This is a genomic window from Rhodothermus marinus (assembly GCF_009936275.1).
Lineage (GTDB): Bacteria > Bacteroidota > Rhodothermia > Rhodothermales > Rhodothermaceae > Rhodothermus > Rhodothermus marinus_A.
Genome location: NZ_AP019797.1, coordinates 2,574,340 through 2,594,742, shown reverse-complemented (window position 1 = coordinate 2,594,742; position 20,403 = coordinate 2,574,340). Strand labels below are relative to the sequence as shown.

The 20,403-nt window shown below is 63.9% G+C and carries 17 protein-coding genes, 1 other RNA gene and 1 pseudogene; 14 read left to right on the top strand and 5 right to left on the bottom strand.

Annotated elements, in window-relative coordinates; genetic code table 11:
* Nucleotides 1-59 precede the first annotated feature (59 nt).
* The 7 genes from GYH26_RS11250 (at nt 60) to thiL (ending at nt 7,207) form a co-directional block, all read left to right on the top strand.
* Nucleotides 60-698, top strand: coding sequence for a riboflavin synthase (locus tag GYH26_RS11250; protein ID WP_161541729.1), 639 nt, complete (start codon nt 60-62; stop codon nt 696-698).
* Between the two features lie 13 nt (nt 699-711).
* On the top strand, nt 712-2,160 hold the full coding sequence (gene miaB / locus GYH26_RS11245) for a tRNA (N6-isopentenyl adenosine(37)-C2)-methylthiotransferase MiaB (protein ID WP_161541728.1): 1,449 nt from the start codon (nt 712-714) through the stop codon (nt 2,158-2,160).
* A gap of 161 nt (nt 2,161-2,321) precedes the next feature.
* Nucleotides 2,322-3,650 carry a sigma-54 interaction domain-containing protein gene (locus tag GYH26_RS11240; RefSeq protein WP_161541727.1) on the top strand — a complete coding sequence of 443 codons (1,329 nt, stop codon included), beginning with the start codon at nt 2,322-2,324 and terminating at the stop codon, nt 3,648-3,650.
* Entirely contained in the window at nt 3,637-4,152 is a 516-nt protein-coding gene (lptE, locus tag GYH26_RS11235) for an LptE family protein (protein ID WP_161541726.1), read from the top strand. Before GYH26_RS11240 ends, lptE begins: the two co-directional genes overlap by 14 nt.
* Nucleotides 4,153-4,232: 80 nt before the next feature.
* Nucleotides 4,233-4,907 carry a tetratricopeptide repeat protein gene (locus GYH26_RS11230; RefSeq protein WP_161541725.1) on the top strand — a complete coding sequence of 225 codons (675 nt, stop codon included), beginning with the start codon at nt 4,233-4,235 and terminating at the stop codon, nt 4,905-4,907.
* Nucleotides 4,904-6,106, top strand: a complete 1,203-nt coding sequence (locus tag GYH26_RS11225; protein WP_161541724.1) for an anhydro-N-acetylmuramic acid kinase — start codon at nt 4,904-4,906, stop codon at nt 6,104-6,106. Before GYH26_RS11230 ends, GYH26_RS11225 begins: the two co-directional genes overlap by 4 nt.
* Before the next feature lie 12 nt (nt 6,107-6,118).
* A complete protein-coding gene (gene thiL / locus GYH26_RS11220) occupies nt 6,119-7,207 on the top strand; it encodes a thiamine-phosphate kinase (protein WP_161541723.1) in 1,089 nt (362 codons plus the stop codon).
* On the opposite strand, the gene GYH26_RS11215 is transcribed toward thiL, so the two are convergent.
* From GYH26_RS11215 to yajC, 3 genes are all read right to left on the bottom strand, one after another.
* Nucleotides 7,202-7,405: a CsbD family protein gene (locus GYH26_RS11215; RefSeq protein WP_014066461.1), complete on the bottom strand. Its 204-nt coding sequence runs from the start codon at nt 7,403-7,405 to the stop codon at nt 7,202-7,204. The two genes, thiL and GYH26_RS11215, sit on opposite strands and share 6 nt — an antisense overlap.
* A 95-nt stretch (nt 7,406-7,500) precedes the next feature.
* Nucleotides 7,501-8,844 carry a bifunctional 3,4-dihydroxy-2-butanone-4-phosphate synthase/GTP cyclohydrolase II gene (locus GYH26_RS11210; RefSeq protein WP_161541722.1) on the bottom strand — a complete coding sequence of 448 codons (1,344 nt, stop codon included), beginning with the start codon at nt 8,842-8,844 and terminating at the stop codon, nt 7,501-7,503.
* Between the two features lie 66 nt (nt 8,845-8,910).
* Nucleotides 8,911-9,219 carry a preprotein translocase subunit YajC gene (gene yajC / locus GYH26_RS11205; protein ID WP_012844547.1) on the bottom strand — a complete coding sequence of 103 codons (309 nt, stop codon included), beginning with the start codon at nt 9,217-9,219 and terminating at the stop codon, nt 8,911-8,913.
* A 355-nt stretch (nt 9,220-9,574) separates the two neighbouring features.
* Between yajC and GYH26_RS11200 the strand changes: the two are divergent.
* The 7 genes and pseudogenes from GYH26_RS11200 (at nt 9,575) to GYH26_RS11170 (ending at nt 17,455) form a co-directional block, all read left to right on the top strand.
* A pseudogene (locus GYH26_RS11200) lies at nt 9,575-10,317 on the top strand (IS5 family transposase).
* 277 nt (nt 10,318-10,594) lie between these two features.
* Nucleotides 10,595-11,128: a VOC family protein gene (locus GYH26_RS11195; protein ID WP_161541721.1), complete on the top strand. Its 534-nt coding sequence runs from the start codon at nt 10,595-10,597 to the stop codon at nt 11,126-11,128.
* Between the two features lie 113 nt (nt 11,129-11,241).
* Nucleotides 11,242-13,383, top strand: a complete 2,142-nt coding sequence (locus tag GYH26_RS11190; protein WP_161541720.1) for an ATP-binding protein — start codon at nt 11,242-11,244, stop codon at nt 13,381-13,383.
* A 571-nt stretch (nt 13,384-13,954) separates the two neighbouring features.
* Nucleotides 13,955-14,803 (top strand): class I SAM-dependent methyltransferase, encoded by an 849-nt coding sequence (locus GYH26_RS11185; protein WP_161541719.1) that lies wholly within the window; start codon nt 13,955-13,957, stop codon nt 14,801-14,803.
* A 15-nt stretch (nt 14,804-14,818) separates the two neighbouring features.
* Nucleotides 14,819-15,355, top strand: coding sequence for a nuclear transport factor 2 family protein (locus tag GYH26_RS11180; protein WP_161541718.1), 537 nt, complete (start codon nt 14,819-14,821; stop codon nt 15,353-15,355).
* A complete protein-coding gene (locus tag GYH26_RS11175) occupies nt 15,270-16,118 on the top strand; it encodes an alpha/beta fold hydrolase (RefSeq protein WP_161541717.1) in 849 nt (282 codons plus the stop codon). The genes GYH26_RS11180 and GYH26_RS11175 overlap by 86 nt, the downstream gene beginning before the upstream one ends.
* Nucleotides 16,119-16,129: 11 nt before the next feature.
* The gene (locus tag GYH26_RS11170) at nt 16,130-17,455 is read left to right on the top strand and encodes an FAD-dependent oxidoreductase (protein ID WP_161541716.1); all 1,326 of its coding nucleotides are present in this window, start codon (nt 16,130-16,132) and stop codon (nt 17,453-17,455) included.
* Nucleotides 17,456-17,764: 309 nt separating this feature from the next.
* On the opposite strand, the gene ffs is transcribed toward GYH26_RS11170, so the two are convergent.
* Nucleotides 17,765-17,864, bottom strand: an RNA gene (gene ffs, locus GYH26_RS11165) — signal recognition particle sRNA small type.
* A gap of 44 nt (nt 17,865-17,908) precedes the next feature.
* Nucleotides 17,909-20,395: a primosomal protein N' gene (priA, locus tag GYH26_RS11160; RefSeq protein WP_161541715.1), complete on the bottom strand. Its 2,487-nt coding sequence runs from the start codon at nt 20,393-20,395 to the stop codon at nt 17,909-17,911.
* Between the last annotated feature and the right edge of the window lie 8 nt (nt 20,396-20,403).

Below are 20,403 nucleotides of genomic sequence, written 5' to 3'. Positions count from 1 at the left end.
CGCTTACGGTACCCCAACGCTACACCTGACAGACAAACAATAAATATGCCCGGATCGCGATGTTTACCGGCATCATCGAAGAAGTGGGACAGATTGCCCGGATTGATCCGCTGGGCGGCGGACGTCGGCTGACGATCCGGGCAAATTTTGCCGGCGCGTTACGTCCTGACCAGAGCGTGGCCGTCAACGGGGTCTGCCTGACCGTGGTAGCGGCCGATGCGCAGACGTTCACCGTCGAAGTAGTGGAAGAGACGCTGCGCAAGACGACGCTGGGACGCCTGACCGAAGGCATGCCCGTCAACCTGGAACGGGCCCTGCCCGCCGACGGCCGGTTGGACGGTCACTTCGTGCAAGGCCATGTCGATACCACCGGCGAGGTGGTATCCGTCGAGGTGGAGGAAACCGACCGCCTTTACCGCATCCGCTTTCCCCGGGCGTTTCGCCCGTACCTGATTCCCACCGGCTCCATTGCGATCGACGGCATCAGCCTGACCGTGGCCCGGCTCGAAGAGGAGACGCTCACGGTGGCCATCATTCCCCACACGTTTCAGAAGACGAACGTTTCGACCTGGCAGCCGGGCACGCCGGTCAATCTCGAATTCGATATGATCGGCAAGTACGTGATCGGATGGCTGATGCACGGCCGGGACCCGAAGGCCGTCGCCCTGCGTTCATCTTCCCCGCTGGAAAGCGCTTAATACGCGGTGGGTTATGAACCTGATTCAGGACCTGGAAATTCTCGACGATCTGGACGCGCCCAGGCTGACGGCCGAGGAGGCGGAGGGAGCGCGCAAGGTGTACATCGAGACCTACGGCTGCCAGATGAACGTCTCCGACTCGGAGATCGTGGCGGCCATTCTGCGCGCGCACGGCTACGGGCTGACGCGCGACCCGGAGCAGGCCGACGTCGTGCTGCTCAACACGTGCGCCATCCGGGAAAACGCCGAGCAGAAGGTGCGGCATCGGCTCGACATCTTCCGGGCGCATAAGCGGAAGCAGCGGCCCGGCCTGCGCATCGGCGTGCTGGGCTGCATGGCCGAGCGCCTGCGGCACAAGCTGTTGGAAGAGGAGCAGCTCGTCGATCTGGTCGTCGGACCCGACGCCTACCGCGACCTGCCGCGTCTGCTGGAAGAGGCCGAAACGACCGGCCAGGCGGCCGTCAACGTACAGCTCTCGCGCGAAGAGACCTACGCCGACATCGCCCCGGTGCGCTACGACTCGAACGGGGTGACGGCCTACGTGTCGATCATGCGCGGCTGCGATAACATGTGCGCCTTCTGCGTGGTGCCCTTCACGCGCGGACGTGAGCGCAGCCGCCCCGTGCAGAGCATTCTGGACGAATGTGCCCGCCTGGTGGAGGAAGGCTACCGGGAGGTGACCGTCCTGGGCCAGAACGTCAACTCGTACCGCTACACGGAAAACGGCACCGTCGTCACCTTCCCGGAACTGCTCTACCGCGTCAGTCTGATCTCGCCGGAGCTGCGCGTGCGCTACTCGACCAGCCATCCCAAGGACTGCTCCGACGAGCTGCTGCACGTGCACCGCGAGCGGCACAACGTGTGCAACTACATCCACCTGCCCGTGCAGCACGGCAACACCGACGTGCTCCGTCGCATGCGCCGCACCTACACGCGCGAGCAGTACCTGGCGCTGGTGGAGCGGGCACGCCGCATCGTGCCGGGCATCTCGCTCTCGACCGACATCATCGCAGGCTTCTGCGGGGAGACCGAAGAAGAACACCGGGATACGCTCTCGCTCCTGGAAGAAGTCCGCTTCGACCACGCCTACATGTTCATGTACTCGGAGCGGCCCGGCACCTATGCCGCCCGCAAGTACAAAGACGACGTGCCGCTGGAGGTGAAAAAGCGGCGGCTGCAGGAGATTATCGAACTGCAGACGCGCATCTCGCTGGAGAACAACCGCAAGGAGATCGGCCGCGTGCACACGGTGCTGGTGGAAGGCCCCAGCAAGCGAAGCCCGGAGCAGCTCTGCGGGCGTACCGATACGAACAAAATGGTGGTCTTCGACCGCCATGACTTCCGTCCCGGCGACTATGTGCGCGTACGCATCACCGACTGCACGTCGGCCACGCTCTTCGGCGAGCCGCTGGGACGCACGACGCTGGCCGAATCGGCCCACACAGAACCGGCCCTGGTCTGAGCAGCATGTCGGTCTTTTACCGGGCTGTAACCATTTCCGGCGACGCCGTTTTGTATTATCCGGACACGGGAACGGTTGGCCCGGCTGGCCGGTCTGGAGATGAAAGCCGGCGCTTTTCCGGAAACGCAATCGAACAAGCCTGCAGCGTGCCCTCTTAAGCCATGGACCGAGAAGCCATTCAGCAGCGCTTCGGGATCGTCGGGCAATCGGCGGCCATCCGGAACGTGATCGACCGGGCCCGCATGGTGGCCCGCACGGACATCACCGTGCTGCTGCAGGGCGAAAGCGGCGTGGGGAAGGAGCTGATCGCGCACGCCATTCACGGGATGAGTCCGCGCCGTCATGGGCCGTTCGTGATCGTTAACTGCGGGGCGATTCCGGAGGGCCTGATCGAATCCGAGCTGTTCGGTGCCGAAAAAGGCGCCTACACCGGCGCCGTCGAGCGCCGCAAAGGGTACTTCGAAGAGGCCGACGGCGGCACCATCTTTCTGGACGAAATCGGCGAGATGCCGCTGGCCGCCCAGGTGCGGCTGCTGCGCGTGCTGGAGACCGGCGAGTTCACGCGGGTGGGCTCCAGCCGTCCCATCAAAACCGATGTGCGCATCATTGCGGCGACGAACAAGGATCTGGCGAAGGCCGTCCGCGCCGGGCAGTTCCGCGAGGACCTGTACTACCGTATCAGTACAGTCATCATCGAGATTCCGCCGCTGCGCGAGCGCCGCGAAGACATCATCCCGCTGTTCGAATATTTCCTGCACCGGGCGGCTCAGCGCTACGGCACGCCGCTGCGTCGGCTGGACGAAAGCGCCCGCCAGTTGCTGCTCCGCTATCACTGGCCGGGCAACGTGCGCGAGCTGCGCAACGTGGCCGAGCAGGTGGCCGTGCTGCTGACCAAAACTACCATTACGGCCGAGGACCTGCGGCCACTGCTGCGTGGCGTGAGCGCCGGCCGTAGCCTGATGCCGGTCAGTCGCCCATCGGAGCACGGCGGCGACCCGCGCGAGCGTGAGCTGATCTACCGGTTGCTGCTGGAGCTGCGGCTCGATATGCACGAGATCAAGGCGCTGCTGCATCGGCTGGTCTCCGGCCAGGTGCGGCGACCCGAGCAGCTCCCGGCTCCGTCCGAGGAACCGGCCTTCCGCCCCTCGCCTTCCTGGACGGAGGCCGAGGATGCGGACTTCGTGGAAGACGTTCCCTTCGAAGAGGAACTGGACTTCGAGCCGGTTGAAACGCACGATCACTGGGAGTCGGAGCAGGAGACGCTGCGAGAAGCGGCAACCGATCAACACGAGCAAAAGACGGCTGAGCAATCGCCGGCTTCCGGCCTGTTGAACGGCGAGCGGTTGCCCACGCTGGCCGAGGCCGAGCGCATGCTGATCGTCGAAGCGCTCAAGCGCTACGGCGGCAACCGGCGGCAGGCCGCCCGGGCGCTGGGCATCAGCGAGCGCACCCTCTACCGCAAGCTGAAGGAGATCGATGAGGCGCTGTAGGCGGTGGGTGTGGCTCTGGTGGATCGGATGGCTCGCGCTCGGCGGGTGCGCCTACTACAGCTTCACCGGCGCCGCCATCCCGTCGCATCTGCAGACGATCGCCATCCCGCTGGTCGAAGACCGGAGCAACAGCCCGTTTACCAACCTGGATCAACAACTCACCGAGCTGCTTATCGAGCGCTTCGTGAACCAGACGCGGCTGACGCTCGAACCGGATCCGGAGGCGGCCGACGCCCTGCTGGAAGTGCGCATCGATCGGTACACGAACGAGCCCACGGCCGTCGGCGGGGCCGAACGCGCCGAGCGTAACCGGGTGACCATCACCGTCACGGTGCGCTACGTGGATCAGGTCAACGATCAGGTGCTGCTGGAGCGGAGTTTTTCGGCCTTCGAGGAGTACGATCCCGTAGCCCAGGGACTGGCCGGCGAAGAAGAAACGGCCCGGCTGGTGCTTCGCAATCTGGCCGACGACATCTTCACGGCGGCCACTTCTAACTGGTAACCGGTGAAAAATCGTTGTATCTTTCAGCGTTGCACTCCGGTACCGAAGCGATTTGCGTCCGCCATCCGACCACCGAAACCATGCCGCTTCCTGAGCTGAGGGAAATTGCCCGACGAATCGAGACGGAAGAGGCCCGCGAGGTGCTTCCCACGCTTTACCAGCTGGCCGAGCAGTTTCCGGCGTGGGGCGCCGTGCAGGTGCTGCTGGCCCGTGCACTGCAGGCCGTGGATCGCTGGGACGAGGCGCTGACCGTGTGGCAACGCGTGGCCTTCTGGCTTCCCGACAGTCCCGTGGTGCAGGAAGGCATCCGGACGGCACTTCGTCGGGTGGTGCAGCCTGTCACGACAGAAGAAACGGCCGACCCCTCGGTCGCGTTGCCGGATCCGCTGCAGGAACTGGCCCGCGCGGCCGGGCGCGCATCGCAGCCGGACGATGGCCCTGCCGCTGTGTCTTCGGCCGAACCAGACCGGCCCGCTCTGGACGATCTGGACCTGGATCGGCTGATCGCCGAACTGGAATCAGCCCGCATCGAACCACGTCCCGACCTGGACGACATTCCGCCGCCGGAGCTGGAAAACGACGTGGACGACCTGGTTTCGGAGACGCTGGCACGCATCTACGAGGCGCAACAGCAGTACGAAGAGGCGGCCCGCGTCTACGAAAAGCTGGCGCTGCAGCACCCCGAAAAAGCGGCCCACTACCGCGAGCAGGCCGCAAAAATGCGCGCAAAAGCAGCAGGTCAGGCCAGTCCATGAGTATCCCGGAACGCTGGCAGCGGCTCTGGTGGAGCACCGGCCGCCATGTCGTGGGTTTGATGAGCGGCACTTCGCTGGACGGCATCGACGCAGCCCTGGTGTATCTGGAAGGAAGCGGCCGCAACCTGCACCTTTCGCTGGAAGCCTTCATCCACCGCCCGTTTCCCGAAGCGCTTCGTACGTTGCTCTTGCGCAACAGCACGCCCGAAACGTCCTCGGTGCGGGAGCTGGCGTTGCTCAACGCCCGACTGGCACAGCTCTACGCCGAGGCCGTCGAAGCCGTACTGGAACAGGCCGGACGCCCCCGGGAAGCGCTCGACCTCGTCGGCGTGCACGGCCAGACCATTCATCACATCCCGGAACCCACCGAGTGTGCCGGCGCGGCCGTGACGACCACGTTGCAGATTGGCGATCCCTCGGTGCTGGCCAACCTGCTGGGCGTGCCCGTGGTGGGCGACTTCCGCCAGGCCGACATGGCGCTGGGCGGGCAGGGCGCGCCGCTTGTGCCCTATTTTGACTACGTGTACTTCACGCATCCGGCGGAAACGCGCGGCCTGCTCAACATCGGCGGTATCGCCAACCTGACCGTCCTGCCGGCCGACGCCCGCCCGGAAGACGTGCGTGCCTTCGATACCGGTCCGGGCAACATGCTCATCGATGCGCTTGCGCAGCGGCGCTTCGGCGCGCCCTACGACCCGGACGGCCGCTACGCCGCTCAGGGACGCCCCGACGAAAGCCTGCTCGCCGAACTGCTCTACGACCCTTACTTTCTCAAGCCGCCGCCGAAATCCACCGGCCGCGAATACTTCGGCGAGGTATTTCTCGCGGCTTTTTTAGAGAAGGCCGAGGCGCTGGGCGTGACCGACCCGCACGATCAGATCGCCACGCTGACGGCACTGACGGCCGCCTCGGTCTATCAGGCCTATGCCCGCTATGTGCGGGAAACCCACCCCTTCGACGTGCTGATCGTATCGGGCGGGGGCGTGCACAATCGCACGCTGATGGCGCTGCTCGAACGGTACTTTTCGCCGATCCCGGTACGCTCGGTGTCCGACTACGGCCTGGATCCCGACGCCAAGGAAGCGTGTTGTTTTGCCGTTCTGGCGCATGAGCTGCTGAACGGCGTGCCCACGAACCTTCCGAGCGTGACCGGAGCACGCCGACCGACCCTGCTCGGCAAGCTCTGCCTTCCCGCCTGACCCGAAACGACCATGAGCGAAACCTTTACTCCTATCAACGAAGTCGGCGAATTCGGTCTGATCGACCGGCTGCAGACGATCGTCGCGGATCTGTCGGATCCCGATCTGATCATGGGCATCGGCGACGATGCGGCCGTCTATCGCCTGCCCGACGAGGAGACCGTGCACGTCATCACGACCGACGCGCTGCTCGAAGGCGTGCACTTCGACCGCCTGATGACACCCATGGAGCATCTGGGCTACAAGGCCATCGCGGTCAACGTGAGCGACGTGGTGGCGATGAACGCCGAGCCCCGGTATGCGACGATCGCGGTGGGCATTCCCGCGAAAATCTCCGTCGAGATGATGGAGGCATTCTACCGGGGGGTCCGCCGTGCCTGTGAAAAGTACGGGCTGGTGCTGGTGGGCGGCGACACGACGGCCGCCCACACGCTGTGTATTTCGGTGACCGTGGTGGGCGAGGCCCGGATGGAAGACGTCATCTTCCGACGCGGGGCCCGTCCCGGCGATCTGCTGTGCGTCTCGGGCGATCTGGGCGCCGCGTACGCCGGACTGAAGATTCTACTGGAGCAGCGCCGCGCTCTGAAGGAAAAAGGCCCGGACTACCAGCCCGATCTGGAGCCATACCGCTACGTGATTCAGCGCCAGCTGCTACCCGAAGCGCGGCTCGACGTGATCCGCGACTGGCGTGATCGCGGGGTGCGCCCCCGGGCGCTGATCGACGTGTCGGACGGCCTGGCTTCCGAAGTGCACCATCTGTGCCGCCACAGTAACTGTGGCGCCATCGTCTATGCCTCGGCCATCCCGGTAGCGCTCGAAACGCGCGAGGTGGCCGACCATTTTGCCGAAGACGTGGATACCTACGCGCTGTTTGGCGGCGAAGACTACGAGCTCCTGTTTGCGCTTCCGCCCGAACAGCTCGAACTGCTCGACCCGACTTCGTTCAACGTGATCGGCGAGTTTCTACCGGCCGACCAGGGCGTTCAGGTCCAGACGCCTGAAGGGGCTATCATCCCGCTGGAGCCCGCCGGCTACCAGCATTTCCGCGAAGAAAATAACGGATCGTCTGAAGACGATCCGTTATCGGAGGGAGGATTATGAATTTCTGAATGCCGCCAGTTTTTGCTGGATGATTTCGCGCGCCTCTCCCGTTTTCTCCTGAATATAGCCGACCAGCTGATCCCATTTTCCTTCGAAGCGATCGAGCTCGTCGTCGCTAAGGACGCCCCATATCTCCTTCAGGCGTCCTTTGAGCTGTTGCCAGCTTCCTTTGAATTGCTGCATTTCCGGCGTGTCCATGTGACAAAATGGGCTCTGGTTAATATGGTTGCTTGTTTCGGCAACGGGAAAGGCTCAAAGGTCGTTCCTGCAAAAAACCTTTTATAATTGAAACGTTACTTTAAGATCTGGCCCAGGGCTTCCTGATCGTGCGCGTCCAGGTGGTTCAGGATCAGGTGGCCCATGCGGTCGCGCTTGGTGAGCAGGTAGCGGCGGTTGACCTCGTTAGGCGGGATTTCGATGGGCACGCGCTCGACGATCTCCAGACCGTAGCCGGCCAGCCCGACACGCTTGCGCGGGTTGTTCGTCATCAGCCGGAGCTTGCGAATGCCGAGGTCGCGCAGGATCTGGCATCCGATCCCGTAGTCGCGGTGGTCCATCTGGAAGCCCAGCGCCAGGTTGGCCTCGACCGTATCGAGGCCCTGCTCATCCTGAAGCTTGTAAGCCCGCAGCTTGTTGACGAGCCCGATACCACGTCCTTCCTGCTTCATGTAGAGCACGACGCCCCGGCCTTCTTCCTCGACGCGCCGCATGGCCGCCGCGAGCTGCTCGCCGCAGTCGCAGCGCAGCGAGCCGAAGATGTCGCCCGTGACGCATTGCGAGTGGACGCGCACGAGCACCGGCTCGTCTTCGGTCCAGGTGCCCTTGACGAGCGCCAGGTGCACATCGCCCGTGTAGCGTTCCTCGTAGGCGATCAGGCGGAAATGGCCGTATTTAGTGGGGAGATCGACCTCCACGAGCCGGTTGATCAGGCGTTCGGTGCGCATCCGGTAGGCGATCAGGTCCTTGATCGTGATGATGCGCAGTCCGAAGCGCCGGGCGATCTCCATGAGTTCGGGCACGCGGGCCATCGTGCCGTCGTCGTTGAGGATCTCGACGAGCACGCCCGCCGGGTACAGTCCGGCCAGCCGCGCCAGATCGACGGCGGCCTCCGTGTGGCCGGCCCGGCGCAGCACACCGCCCGGACGTGCCCGCAGCGGGAAGACGTGTCCCGGCCGCGCGAAGTCCTCCGGTCGGGCCGATGGGTCGGCCAGCGCTCGGATCGTGGCGGCCCGGTCGGCGGCCGAGATGCCCGTCGTGGTGCCGTGCCGGTAATCGACCGACACGGTGAAGGCCGTTTCGTGCAGCGCCGTGTTGGTGGGCGTCATCAGGTCGAGATCCAGCTCGACCGTCCGCTCGGGCGTGAGCGCCACGCAGATGAGTCCGCGCCCGTACTTGGTCATGAAGTTGACCAGCTCGGGCGTGATCTTTTCGGCCGCGCCGATGAAATCCCCTTCGTTTTCCCGGTCCTCGTCGTCCACGACGATGACCAGCTTGCCCGCCCGGATGTCGGCAATGGCGTCTTCGATCGTGTCGAAACGAAACGATTCGGACGACGCCTCCGGCGCTTCCGACGTCGCACCGTTGCAGCAGGGGCAGGCGGCCTGCTCGGAATGCGGGTTCATCGGCTTTTCAGCCATGGCAAACGCCTGAAAATTGGTCGGCTGGTGCGGTTTGAACCGACCGAGGCGTTTCGGGTTCTCGCCTCAGTCTTTGGAGAGCACGGTAGCCACGGCCGATTTCTCGACGCGCAGCTTCGTGTTGCTATCGACCTGCAGCAGAATGCTGGTATCGTCCACCTGGGTAACCGTCCCGTGAATGCCGCCGATGGTCACCACCTTGTCGCCCTTCTTGAGCGCCGCGATCATCTTCTGCCGCTGCTCCTCTTTCTTCTTCTGAGGACGAATCAGGAAGAAATAGAACACCACGAAGATCAGAATCAGCGGCAGGAAGGTGACCAGCGGGTTGGGAGCACCTTCGGCGGGCTGGCCGGCCAGCAAGATGTTGTACCACATAGAGGTTGGCATGCTTGGTGGGTGAAGAACAACCGTCGGTAAAATACAACAGGGCTAATTGAAGTAGATAATAAAAACGTGCATTTGGGGTAGCCTGTGCCCGGCAAGGTCGTAATCCCTCAACTATGCCGTCAGATACCATTTCGGCTGGTGCCTTCGTGGCTTACTACGAACGCGTTTGTGCTCGTAGTCAGGCACGGAGCGAAAGCGAAGCGCCGGCTTACCAGATCACTCCTTAATTTTCCGGATAAGTTCTAGAACGTATCTCATAAAAGCTCGGGAGTGATGTATACGATGCTCACCACGATGAACGAGGTGAGGCGCAATGGACTTGACCAACTAACAGTGGGCCGTACTGGAGCCCCTTCTTGCCTGAGGAAGAGCGCAAGCTGACCCGCAAGCGGGGGCGTCCGTGGCGGGATCCCCGGGAAGTGCTCAACGGCATTTTGTGGGTGGTGCGGGCCGGTGCACCGTGGAAAGACTTGCCCGAGCGATATCCCCCTACCAGACCTGCCATCGCCGTTTCCGGCGGTGGGTAAAGATGGGGGTGATGGCGGCGATGCTGCGTGCCCTGGCTGAAGACCTGAAGGCACGCGGCAAGCTGGATCTGGAGGAGTGCTTCATCGACGGCACTTTCGTGGTGGCCAAAAAAGGGGCAATGAGGTGGGAAAGACCAAGCGGGGCAAAGCTGCGATGGTCATGGCAGTGGCAGAGGCGCTGGTATTCCTATCGCCGTATGCGTCACAAGTGCTCGCCCGCACGAAGTGAGGCTGGCCAGGGCCGACGCTGGCGGCCTGCTTTGCGTCGGGACTGCCCAGGCGGCTGATCGGCGACCGGGCCTATGACAGTGACCCGCTGGATGCCCGCCTGGCGACCTGTGGGATCGAAATGATGGCGCCCCACCGGAGGAACCGGCGTAAGCCACGTACCCAGGATGGTCGGAAGTTGCGCCGGTACAAGCGACGCTGGAAGATCGAGCGCCTGTTTGCCTGGCTGGGCAACTTTCGACGGCTGGTGGTTCGTTACGAACGCCATCTGGAGAACTACCTGGGCTTCGTACAGCTTGCCTGCATCATCTTGCTGAGACACTATTTGTGAGATAGGTTCTAGAAACAAAGCAGAAATTGAGAGCGTGATCCGTTCTTGGGAACGGGCCATTCAGCGTGGTGATATGGATGGCATCCTTGCTAACCATTCAGCGTCCGTGCTTATGTTCGACGTCTCCAAGCCCCTTCAATCCGAAAGGATCGACGAGTATCGGAAGAGTTGGGAGCTATTCTTTCTGATGTTGGGCTTAACGAAGCGCAACGGTGCCTGGCAGATTGTGCACGAGCACCATTCAGCTCTCCATAAACTCAATCAATGAGGATTAGCTATGAAAACTATTACTGTGTGCCTGGGATTCAACAATAACCTCGAGGAAGCTGTCGCCACATACGTCGAACTCTTCAACAATGTGTTCGGGAACTCGAAGATTTTGAGGAGAAGTTTCTTCGGCGAACAGGAGATTGCAGTGCTTCGGCAGGTGCCAGAGATGTCCGAAGATATCATGCCCGGCGTGGCCGGTGACGTGAAAACCATTCGCTTCACGCTCAATGGGGAGGAAGTGGTGGCCTTCCGGGGTGGGGCTTACTTCGGAAAGTTCCACGAGAGCATGTCCCTCTATGTCTCATGCGAGACCCAGGAGCAGATTGACAGGCTCTGGGAGGTTCTTTCCGAAGATGGCGAGGAACAGCATTGCGGGTGGGTTAAGGACCGCTTCGGTGTGTCCTGGCAAATCGTGCCTTCTTTCGTCTGGGAAGTCGACCAGGGCCCGGACCGGCAGAAAGCGGAGCGCATGAACATTGCTCTGTTTGGGATGAAAAAAATCGACATTGCTGTGTTGAGGGCGGCGATGGAAGAGCGGTGAATTGGAACTGTCGGCTAGCACCAGATTGCAGCCGATGTTGCTCCGCTGCGCTCCGCAACGCGGCTAAACCCGACCGTTGGGCTGCATTGGGGTGACAACCCATGTCAGAACGCATGACGAAGCAGGAAAAAACGTCTCGCCCCTCGCGCGCGTCCGAGTGGCTGACCGCATCTCGCCGACGCTTCTTCGTTGGTCGCCGCGCTGAATTGGAATTGTTCCGTCAGGCGCTGTCAGCCAAAGAACCGCTTTTTGCCGTGCTCCATCTGTTTGGCCCCGGAGGCGTCGGCAAGACCACCTTGCTGTGCGAATATGCCCGTCTGGCAGCTGAACATGGCCGCGCGGTCTACCGTCTGGACGGACGGGATATTGAGCCTTCCCCACAGGGTTTTCTCCTTGCCCTCTCTCATACCATTGACCCGGAAGCGCCTCTCTTATCCCTGAACGCCTTGGCCGATCTGCCTCCCGCCGTGCTCATCCTCGACACCTATGAGCGCTTGACGGCTCTGGATGACTGGCTGCGAGAGACGTTCTTGCCGGCGTTGCCCGCGCATCTGCTGGTGGTCATCGCTGGTCGCCAGCCGCCTGCGGAGCCTTGGCGCTCGGATCCGGCCTGGCGCGAGCTGGCGCGCGTTGTCTCCCTGCGCAACCTGCGCCCGGAAGAAAGCCGGCAATTGCTCACCACACTGAATGTGCCCGCAATGCTTCAGGAGGCGGTACTTGAGGTCGCCTACGGGCATCCCCTGGCCCTGGTCCTGCTGGCCGACTGGCTGACGCTGGGCGCGACCAAGCCGGAAGCCATCAGCCTCGAACACGCTCCAGACGTGGTCCACCTGCTGATGCAACGTTTCCTGCAAGACGTGCCCACTCCCCAGCATCGTCAGGCCCTCGAAGTCTGCGCCCTGGCCCGCGTGACGACCGAAGCCTTGCTGGTCGATGTGATGGGAGAGGAAGCTGCGCTGCCCCTCTTCGCCTGGCTGCGCGGACTCTCTTTCATCGAGACCGGCCCGCAGGGCATCTTCCCTCACGATCTGGTGCGTGACGTACTGGAGGCCGACCTGCGCTGGCGCAACCCGGAGACCAGGAAGCAGCTCTACCGCCAGGTGCGCCGCCACATAGTCCGCAGCTTCTGGGCGAGCAGCGGCCTGGCCCGCCAACAAGCTTTCTCCGACCTACTCTTCCTGCAACGCCACCACCCTTTGATGAAACCCTACTATGACTGGAAAGTGATGGGCGGTGCCTATAACGAGCCAGCCGCACCGCAAGATCATCCTCACATTCTGGCCATGGTGGAGCAGCACGAAGGAGCGGACTCGGCCCGCATTGCCGCCTACTGGCTACAGCGACAGCCCCAGGCATTCGTGGTGTACCGGGGACCGGGGCCTCAGCTTCTGGGCTTTGCCGCCAATCTCTTGCTGGAAACAGTCACCCCGGAGGACGAGCTGGCCGATCCGGCCGTGCGCGCCATCTGGGCCTTTGTGCGCCGCTACGGCCTCCTGCGCCCCGGCGAACGCATTCAGATTGCCCGCTTCTGGATGGGCCGCCAGGCCTACCAGACGCCCCTGACCCACAACATGATCACCCTGAACACCGTGATCACCTGGCTGACCACGCCCAACCTGGCCTGGACCTTCTGCTGCATGGCCGACCCGGCCGCCTGGGAGGGCGTGTTTACCTACATCAATTTCTGTCGCGTTGCCGAAGCAGACTTCGACGTGGGTGGCCGGCGCTACGGTGGCTTTGCCCACGATTGGCGCGCCGAACCGCTGTCGGTCTGGAACCAGATATTGGCGGAGCGACAGCTCGACCTGGAATTCCAGCCGGAACCGGTCCACCAGTCCTCGCCTCCGCCCCTGATGGTCCTTTCCCAGCCGGAATTTGCCGATGCGGTGCGCCGGGCGCTACGCGATTTCGCCCGCCCGGATCGGCTCAGCACCAACCCCCTGATGCGTTCCCGGCTGATCAGGGATCGTTATGGGCTGCAAGCGGATACCGAAGACCTGCAAGAACTGATCGAAGAAGCCGCCAAAATGATGCAGGGCCATCCAAAAGACGATAAACTCTACCAGGCCCTGCGCCGCACATACCTGCGGCCGGCGCCATCGCAGGAGAAAGCCGCCGAGCAGCTCGGCCTGCCCTTCAGCACCTACCGTTATCACCTGAGCAAGGGCATCGAACGCGTCACCGAGTGGCTGTGGCAGCAGGAGGTGTATGGGGGGCCTGTATCCCGTTCCGGCGAAGAAAAAAATCGGTGTTGAGTGATGATGTAAACGCCGCCTTCCGCGCGCAATCACCTTGCTTAGCGCCGAACAATTATCTGGGCAAAGTTATTTGTGATAAAACACAGATAAACAGAACACAGATGATACGATCACACGGATAAGAACGGATCAGTCCTTAAGCTGTCCCCAAAGGGCGAGCTTTCGTTATGATCGGGATTGCGGGCCTCTCCTATCATTTTGAATTTATGAAATTCTTGCCTGCGGCGAAATGACTCGTTTCGAACCTCCGGACGACTTTAAATCTCCGAATTTTATCCAAGATCGACATCCGTTCGAATCAGTTCGATCTCTGAATCCGTGTTCTATCGATCTGCAGCTTGGCCGCGCCAGGAATTCGGGCATTCTGTGCTGCCTTGTCTCTTCACTTCTCGAAAAATCCCCCGTGTCTCCCATCCGAAAGAAGTCCATCCCCTGAGCTTTAGCAAAAATTCGGCAGATTTTCGTCTGGCAGTTTGGCAAAATCCGGCGTTTTCGTAGACCGTGCCGGGGAGAAATCCCTGAAAAGGAAGACCCTTCCGACACGGAAAAGTGAAGTGGGAGATCGAAGATGAAAAGGACGGAAACCCCTGTAGCCGGTTACGTACTGGGCCATTCGCAGCCCGAGCTGGAGCGGCTGGTCCAGCAGGGGCGCTTCTTCGGCGAACTGACCGAAATCATGCTGCTCAAGGCCGGCCTGGCTCCCGGCATGCGAGTGCTGGACGCGGGCTGTGGCGCGGGCGACGTGTCGTTCCTGGCGGCCAAGCTGGTCGGGCCGGAGGGCCTGGTCATCGGCGTGGACCAATCAGCGGAGGCCATCGCCTTGGCCCAACAGCGGGCGCAAAGCGCCGGGCTGAGCAACGTGCAGTTCATCGCCGCTGACCTGGCCGACTTTCAATTCGACGGCGAGCCGGTGGACGCCCTGATCGGCCGCTTTGTGCTGATGTACTTCCCCGACCCGGCGGCCGTGATGCGCCGGCTGCTGGCGTTCGTGAAGCCGGGCGGCATCGTCGCCTTCCAGGAGTTGGACCTGGCGCCGGCGCCCCCGGTGGAGATCATGTGCCAGCCCATCTGCGAGACCTACGTCGCCGCCGCAACGCGCATCACTCAGACCTTTGCCCGCGCCGGCATCGACGGCCGCACGGCCATCAAGTTGGGGCAGATTTTCCAGCGGGCAGGGCTGCCGGCGCCCCAGATGCTGGCGATGCTGCGGGTCGAACGCGGGGCGGATTCGCCCATCTATGAGTGGGTGGCACAGATTACTCGTACTTTGCTTCCCCTCATCCAGCAGACCGGCGTGGCCACGGCTGAAGCGGTGCAGGTGGACACTCTGGCCGAGCGCATGCGACGCGAAGCGGTGGAGAAGGACTGCACCCTGATCACCCCGCCGCTGATCGCCGCCTGGGCGTGTAAACAATAAGTCAGGGAGGCAACCATGATCGGCGCCTGGCTTGTCCAACGAAAAACCCCGGCCATCTACCAGGCCTTCAACCGCCACGATCTGAAGGCGGTGCTGTCGAACTTTGCCGATGACGTCACCTTCGTCTTCCCCGGCGACGTGCGCGCCAGCGGCGTCCATTCCGGCAAGGAGGCGGTGACCCGCTGGTTCGAGCAGTTCTTTGCGCAGTTTCCCACCCTGCGCTTCACCGTGCACCGGGTCGCGGTGGCCAACCTGTTCGACATGGTGGGCAACAACGTGGTGGTCACCCACTGGGACGTGGAAGTGGTCAACCGGCAGGGCCGGCGGGGGCAGAACAGCGGCGTGACGGTGACCACCCTGCGGCGGGGCAAGGCGGTACACATCCAGGATTTGATTTCATTTTCGACACAGGGCCGAACTTCCGGGCCGCCTGGGGGGAAGGAGGGTAAGTATGCAGGCTACTACGATGAGTCAAGGTACAGTATGCAAAGGCGCGGTCACCTATCAGGGCATCCGCTCCCCTTATCTGGAGAGCGGCGACCGGCGCAGTGAAGAGGCAGTGGTCTTCGTCCACGGCAACCCCGGCTCGTCGGAGGACTGGCGCGACCTGCTGGGCCGGGTGGGCCAGCTCGCCCGGGCCGTGGCCCCGGACATGCCCGGCTTCGGCCAGGCGGACAAGCCCAAGGACTTCGATTACACCGTGGAAGGCTACGCCCGGCACCTGGACGGCATCCTCAACCACCTAAGGGTGCGGCGGGCGCACCTGGTGCTGCACGACTTCGGCGGCCCGTGGGGCCTGACCTGGGCCGCCCAACACCCGGAGCGGCTCTGCAGCGTGACCCTGATCAACATCGGCATCATGCCCGGCTACCGCTGGCACTCCCTGGCCCGCATCTGGCGCACGCCGCTCCTGGGGGAGCTCTTCCAGGCCACAACGACCCGCTTCGGGTTTGGTTTTTTGATCCAGCGCACCAACCCCCGCGGCCTGCCCAAAGCCATGGTGGACCGCATGTACCGAGACATGGACTGGGGCACAAAACGGGCGGTGCTGCGCCTCTACCGGGCCACGGACAACCCCGGCCAGATGGCCGAGGCCCTGGGAGCGCTCTTCCGGCAACTGGACGTGCCGGCCCTGGTCATCTGGGGCGCAGCCGACCCGTACGTGCCGGTGCGTTTCGCCGAGCGGCAGCGGGAGTTCTTCCCCCGCGCCCGGATCGTGATTCTGGAGCAGAGCGGTCACTGGCCCTTCGCCGACGACCCTGAAGCCGTGGCCGGTGCGCTCATTCCGTTCTTGCAAAAGCAACTGGAAGCGTAAAGGAGAAAATCATGGCAGGTCAAAACCATACCATCGTCATCGGAGCCAGCATGGGTGGACTGCTGGCCGCCCGAGCGCTGGCCGACTTTTACCAAGAGGTGACCCTCATCGAGCGGGACGCCTTCCCGCCCATCGGCGAGAACCGCAAAGGGGTACCCCAGGGCCGGCATACCCACGCGCTTCTGCTGCGGGGCGGCGAGATTCTGGAGGGGTTCTTCCCCGGCCTGACGGCCGACCTGATGGCACAGGGCGCGCCCTTCCTCGACCGGCCCGAAAACGAGCTGATCTGGTTCGACGGCGGCGGCTATCACGCCCGTTTCACCAATGAGGACGGGCGAAACGGTGCGCTGATGGTCAGCCGGCCGCTGCTGGAAGGCTACGTGCGGCAGCGGCTGCTGGCACTGCTCAACGTTTGCGCCATCCAACAGTGTGACGCCTTGGGCCTGGTGCCATCGGAACGGGCCGGCCGGGTGAGCGGGGTGCGCCTCCTGCGCCGGGCGGAAGGCAGCGCCGAAGAGGTGCTGGAAGCCGACCTGGTGGTGGACGCCAGCGGCCGCGGCTCCCGGGCGCCGAAATGGCTGGAAGAGATGGGCTATACGCCGCCGGAGGAGGAACGGGTGACGGTCAACCTGGCCGGTGTAACCCGGCTTTATCGCCGGCGCCCGGAGCACCTGAACGGTGCGAAGGCGGTCATCGTCACCCTTTCCCCCGAACGCAAACGAGGCGCCGTCATGCTGGCTCAAGAAGGGGAGCGCTGGACGCTCACGCTGATCGGATTTGCCGGCGACGCGCCGCCGCAGGAGGAAGAAGGCTTTCTGGCTTTTGCAAGGAGCCTTGCCGCGCCGGAGGTCTATGAGGTGATCAAAGACGCCAAGCCGCTCTCCAATTTTCTCCCCTATCGGGTCAGAGCCAACGAGCGCCGGCGGTACGAACGCCTGACCCGATTCCCGGAGGGCTTCCTGGTTTTTGGCGATGCCCTTTGCAGTTTCAACCCGATTTACGGCCAGGGGATGTCGGTGGCGGCCATGGAGGCGCTGGACCTGCAGGATGAGCTGCGGCGGGGAAGCGAAGGGTTGTGGCGGCGCTTCTTCCGGCGGGCAGCCCGGAGCATCGACATCCCCTGGCAGATCGTGGTCAGCGGCGACCTGCGCTTCCCGGAAGCCGAGGGGAAACGTACGCCGGCTATCCACTTCATCAACGCCTACATGGCGCGGCTGCACCGGGCGGCTCACCGCGATCCGGTGGTGGCCCGAGCCTTCAACGATGTGGCCAGCCTGCTGGCCCCGCCGCAAAGCCTGATGCGGCCGGGCATCCTGTGGAGGGTGTTGCGGGGGTAATTGCCAATGGCCGCCCAGTTTTATGAAGGATAATAAACTCGCGGATGAAAAATGAGGTGATTAGTGAATATGGCGGCAAGCCTGTTAGGCTTGCTGGCTTTTGGATCACTGAATTGCCATGGCTCTGACCCTTGGTGGTTTAGTCAGAAGTGCCCTTCTGAGTAGAGCCACTTCGGCTGACGCCTTTGCGGCTTACTACAAATGCGTTCGTGCGCGTAGTCAGGCACGAAGCGCATCAGCGTGCCGTCAGGAAAAAGCGCCACCTCGGCTAACGCCTCCGTGGCTTACTACGAACGCGTGAAAAAAAAGGAAGGGCAAGCACCCCGTATCGCGCCGCTACAACCTCCTACCGTTGCTGCCTTCCGGCCCTGGCGGGGTTCAGAGGGAGCTGGCCGTACGGGACTTGCCCTTCCAGGCGCTTCTCAACGAAGCGAGGCGGGGGTGGGTTCCACGTCAACTCAGCCCGGCCGGGTCGATGTCGAGTGTGAGGCGGTAGGCGCGGGGCAGGGGTGGGAAGGTCTCCAGCGTCTGGCGCAGCAGCGACTGCAGTTGGGGCGCCTCGGCGCGGCGGGGCGTCCGGACGAGCACGTGGTAGCGGTAGCGTCCTTTGAGGCGTTCGTGCAGCGCCGGCGTGGGGCCCAGCACGTCGATCAGGTGGCCGCCGGGGTGCTGCTGGCGTACCTGCCGAAAATGTTCGGTCCAGCTCCGGGCCAGTTCGGCCACGCGCGCTTCGTCGGGGCCGCTGCACTCGACCACGGCCAGCCGGGCGTAGGGCGGATAGCCGAGCTGTCGCCGTTCGGCCAGCAGCTCGCGCGCCAGCCCGACGTAGTCGTGCCGGAGCAGGTAGCGGAAGACGCGGTGATCGGGGTTGCGCGTCTGGAGCAGCACTTCGCCGGGACGATCGGCGCGGCCGGCGCGTCCGGCCACCTGCATCAGGAGCTGAAAGGTGTGTTCGTCGGCGCGAAAGTCCGGCAGCAGCAGGCCCGTGTCGGCGTTGACCACGCCCACGAGCGTCACGCGCGGGAAGTCGAGCCCCTTGGCGACCATCTGGGTGCCGAGCAGGATGTCGGCTTCGCCCCGGGCGAAGCGGTCGAGCAGCCGGTGGTGGGCGCGGCGGCCGCGCGTGGTGTCGAGGTCCATGCGGAGCACGCGGGCCTCCGGAAACAACGTCTGCAGCGCTTCTTCGACGCGTTGCGTGCCGATGCCCAGCGGTTCGAGCGCCGCCGCGCCGCATTGCCGACAGGTGCCGGGGTGTCGTGTAGCGTAGCCGCAGTAGTGGCAGCGTAGCTGGTGCTGCACCTTGTGGTAGGTGAGCGTGACGGAGCAGTGCGGGCAGTGGGGCGACCAGCCGCACTCGGCGCATTCCAGCACGGGCGCAAAGCCCCGGCGGTTCTGTAGCAGGATGACCTGTTCGCCACGTTCTAAGCGTTGCGCAATGGCCCGCGCCAGCGGCGGCGCCAGTGGGTTGCCGTTGACCAGGCGCGTGTGGCGCAGATCGACGAGGCGGACGCTCGGCAGTCGGGCCGGCGTGTGCCCGACGGCCGGTGCCCGCCGGCGCATTTCCAGCAGCGTGTACTTGCCGCTTCGGGCGTTCAGGTAGCTTTCGAGGCTGGGCGTGGCCGAGCCAAGCACGCAGACGGCCCCGTTCAGGTAGGCGCGGTAGACGGCCACGTCGCGGGCATGGTAGCGCGGGGCCGGATCGAACTGCTTGTAGGAGCGCTCATGCTCTTCGTCGACCACGATCAGCCCCAAGTTTTCCAGCGGAGCCAGCACGGCCGAGCGCGGACCGATCACGATGGGGTAGCGGCCGGCACGGAGCTGACGCCAGGTGTCGTAGCGCTCGCCGTCGCTCATGCGCGAGTGCAGCACGGCCACCTCGTCGCCGAAATGGGCGCGGAAGCGCCGCACTGTCTGGGGCGTCAGGGCAATCTCGGGCACCAGGATGATGCCCGTCCGTCCCTGAGCGCGCACGCGCTTCAGTGCGGCGATGTACACTTCGGTCTTGCCGCTCCCGGTAACTCCGTGCAGCAGGAACGTCTCGAAACGCCGCGCCTCGATCGCCTCGGTAATGCGGTCCAGCGCCGCCTGCTGCTCCGGGTGGAACGTGACCGGGGCGGCCTCGGGTACCGGTTCGGCCTCCAGCGGCGAGCGGATCACTTCTTTTTCGACCAGTTCCAGCACGCCCAGCTCGACCAGCCGACGCAACGTGGCCGGCGAAGCGTCGGCGCGGGCAAGCAGTTCGGCTCGGGTGGGCTCAGCAACGCCCTCCAGCCGCAGCGCCTGCAGGGCCGTGACAAGTGCCCGCTGACGGGCGCCCCGCAGCTTCTCCAGCACCGCTTCCTGGGCGGCGGGTGTCCGGTAGGCCGGCGCAAAGCGTACGTGCTGCTCCTTCTTGATCTGGACGCGCGGGGCTTCGAGCGATTCTTCGAGCTGGAGCCAGCCTCTGGCGACCAGCCGGTGCAGCAGCGCGTAGGACGCGAAGCGCAGCTCCTGGCGCAGGCGGCGGATGGTGGTGCCCGGATGCTCAGCCACGAAGCGAAGCACGGCCGCCGTGCGTTCGCCGGGCGGCTCCGTCGGCGGTTGGCCAGGATACAGGCGGCGGCGGCTTTCGATCTCGAGACCGGGAGGCAGCGCGGCGCGGATGACCTCGCCCCAGCCGCATACGTAATAGTCGGCCATCCAGCGCGTCAGGCGGAGCAGCTCGTCGGTCAGCGCCGGGGTGTCGTCGAGGACGTCCAGGACGGATTTGAGCGGCGAAGGGAGCGGATCGGGCGGCGGTTCGGGCACCACCACGCCGGTCAGGTGTCGCCGCCCGAAAGGCACCAGCACCCGGCAGCCCGGCTGCACGGCTTCCCGCCACTCCGGGGGGACCCGGTACGAGAAGACCTGCATCAGCGGCAGGGGGAGGGCAACCTGCACGATGTCGGGTGAAGCCGTCATGGCCGTCG

Coding starts and splice junctions, on each gene's coding strand:
- lptE (WP_161541726.1), top strand. CDS start 3,637: ATGAGGCGCTGTAGGCGGTGGGTGTGGCTCTGGTGGATCGGATGGCTC.
- GYH26_RS11195 (WP_161541721.1), top strand. CDS start 10,595: ATGAAAACTATTACTGTGTGCCTGGGATTCAACAATAACCTCGAGGAA.
- GYH26_RS11190 (WP_161541720.1), top strand. CDS start 11,242: ATGACGAAGCAGGAAAAAACGTCTCGCCCCTCGCGCGCGTCCGAGTGG.
- yajC (WP_012844547.1), bottom strand. CDS start 9,219: ATGTGGTACAACATCTTGCTGGCCGGCCAGCCCGCCGAAGGTGCTCCC.
- GYH26_RS11210 (WP_161541722.1), bottom strand. CDS start 8,844: ATGGCTGAAAAGCCGATGAACCCGCATTCCGAGCAGGCCGCCTGCCCC.
- priA (WP_161541715.1), bottom strand. CDS start 20,395: ATGACGGCTTCACCCGACATCGTGCAGGTTGCCCTCCCCCTGCCGCTG.
- thiL (WP_161541723.1), top strand. CDS start 6,119: ATGAGCGAAACCTTTACTCCTATCAACGAAGTCGGCGAATTCGGTCTG.
- GYH26_RS11225 (WP_161541724.1), top strand. CDS start 4,904: ATGAGTATCCCGGAACGCTGGCAGCGGCTCTGGTGGAGCACCGGCCGC.
- GYH26_RS11230 (WP_161541725.1), top strand. CDS start 4,233: ATGCCGCTTCCTGAGCTGAGGGAAATTGCCCGACGAATCGAGACGGAA.
- GYH26_RS11175 (WP_161541717.1), top strand. CDS start 15,270: ATGAGTCAAGGTACAGTATGCAAAGGCGCGGTCACCTATCAGGGCATC.
- GYH26_RS11240 (WP_161541727.1), top strand. CDS start 2,322: ATGGACCGAGAAGCCATTCAGCAGCGCTTCGGGATCGTCGGGCAATCG.
- GYH26_RS11180 (WP_161541718.1), top strand. CDS start 14,819: ATGATCGGCGCCTGGCTTGTCCAACGAAAAACCCCGGCCATCTACCAG.
- miaB (WP_161541728.1), top strand. CDS start 712: ATGAACCTGATTCAGGACCTGGAAATTCTCGACGATCTGGACGCGCCC.
- GYH26_RS11185 (WP_161541719.1), top strand. CDS start 13,955: ATGAAAAGGACGGAAACCCCTGTAGCCGGTTACGTACTGGGCCATTCG.
- GYH26_RS11170 (WP_161541716.1), top strand. CDS start 16,130: ATGGCAGGTCAAAACCATACCATCGTCATCGGAGCCAGCATGGGTGGA.
- GYH26_RS11215 (WP_014066461.1), bottom strand. CDS start 7,405: ATGGACACGCCGGAAATGCAGCAATTCAAAGGAAGCTGGCAACAGCTC.
- GYH26_RS11250 (WP_161541729.1), top strand. CDS start 60: ATGTTTACCGGCATCATCGAAGAAGTGGGACAGATTGCCCGGATTGAT.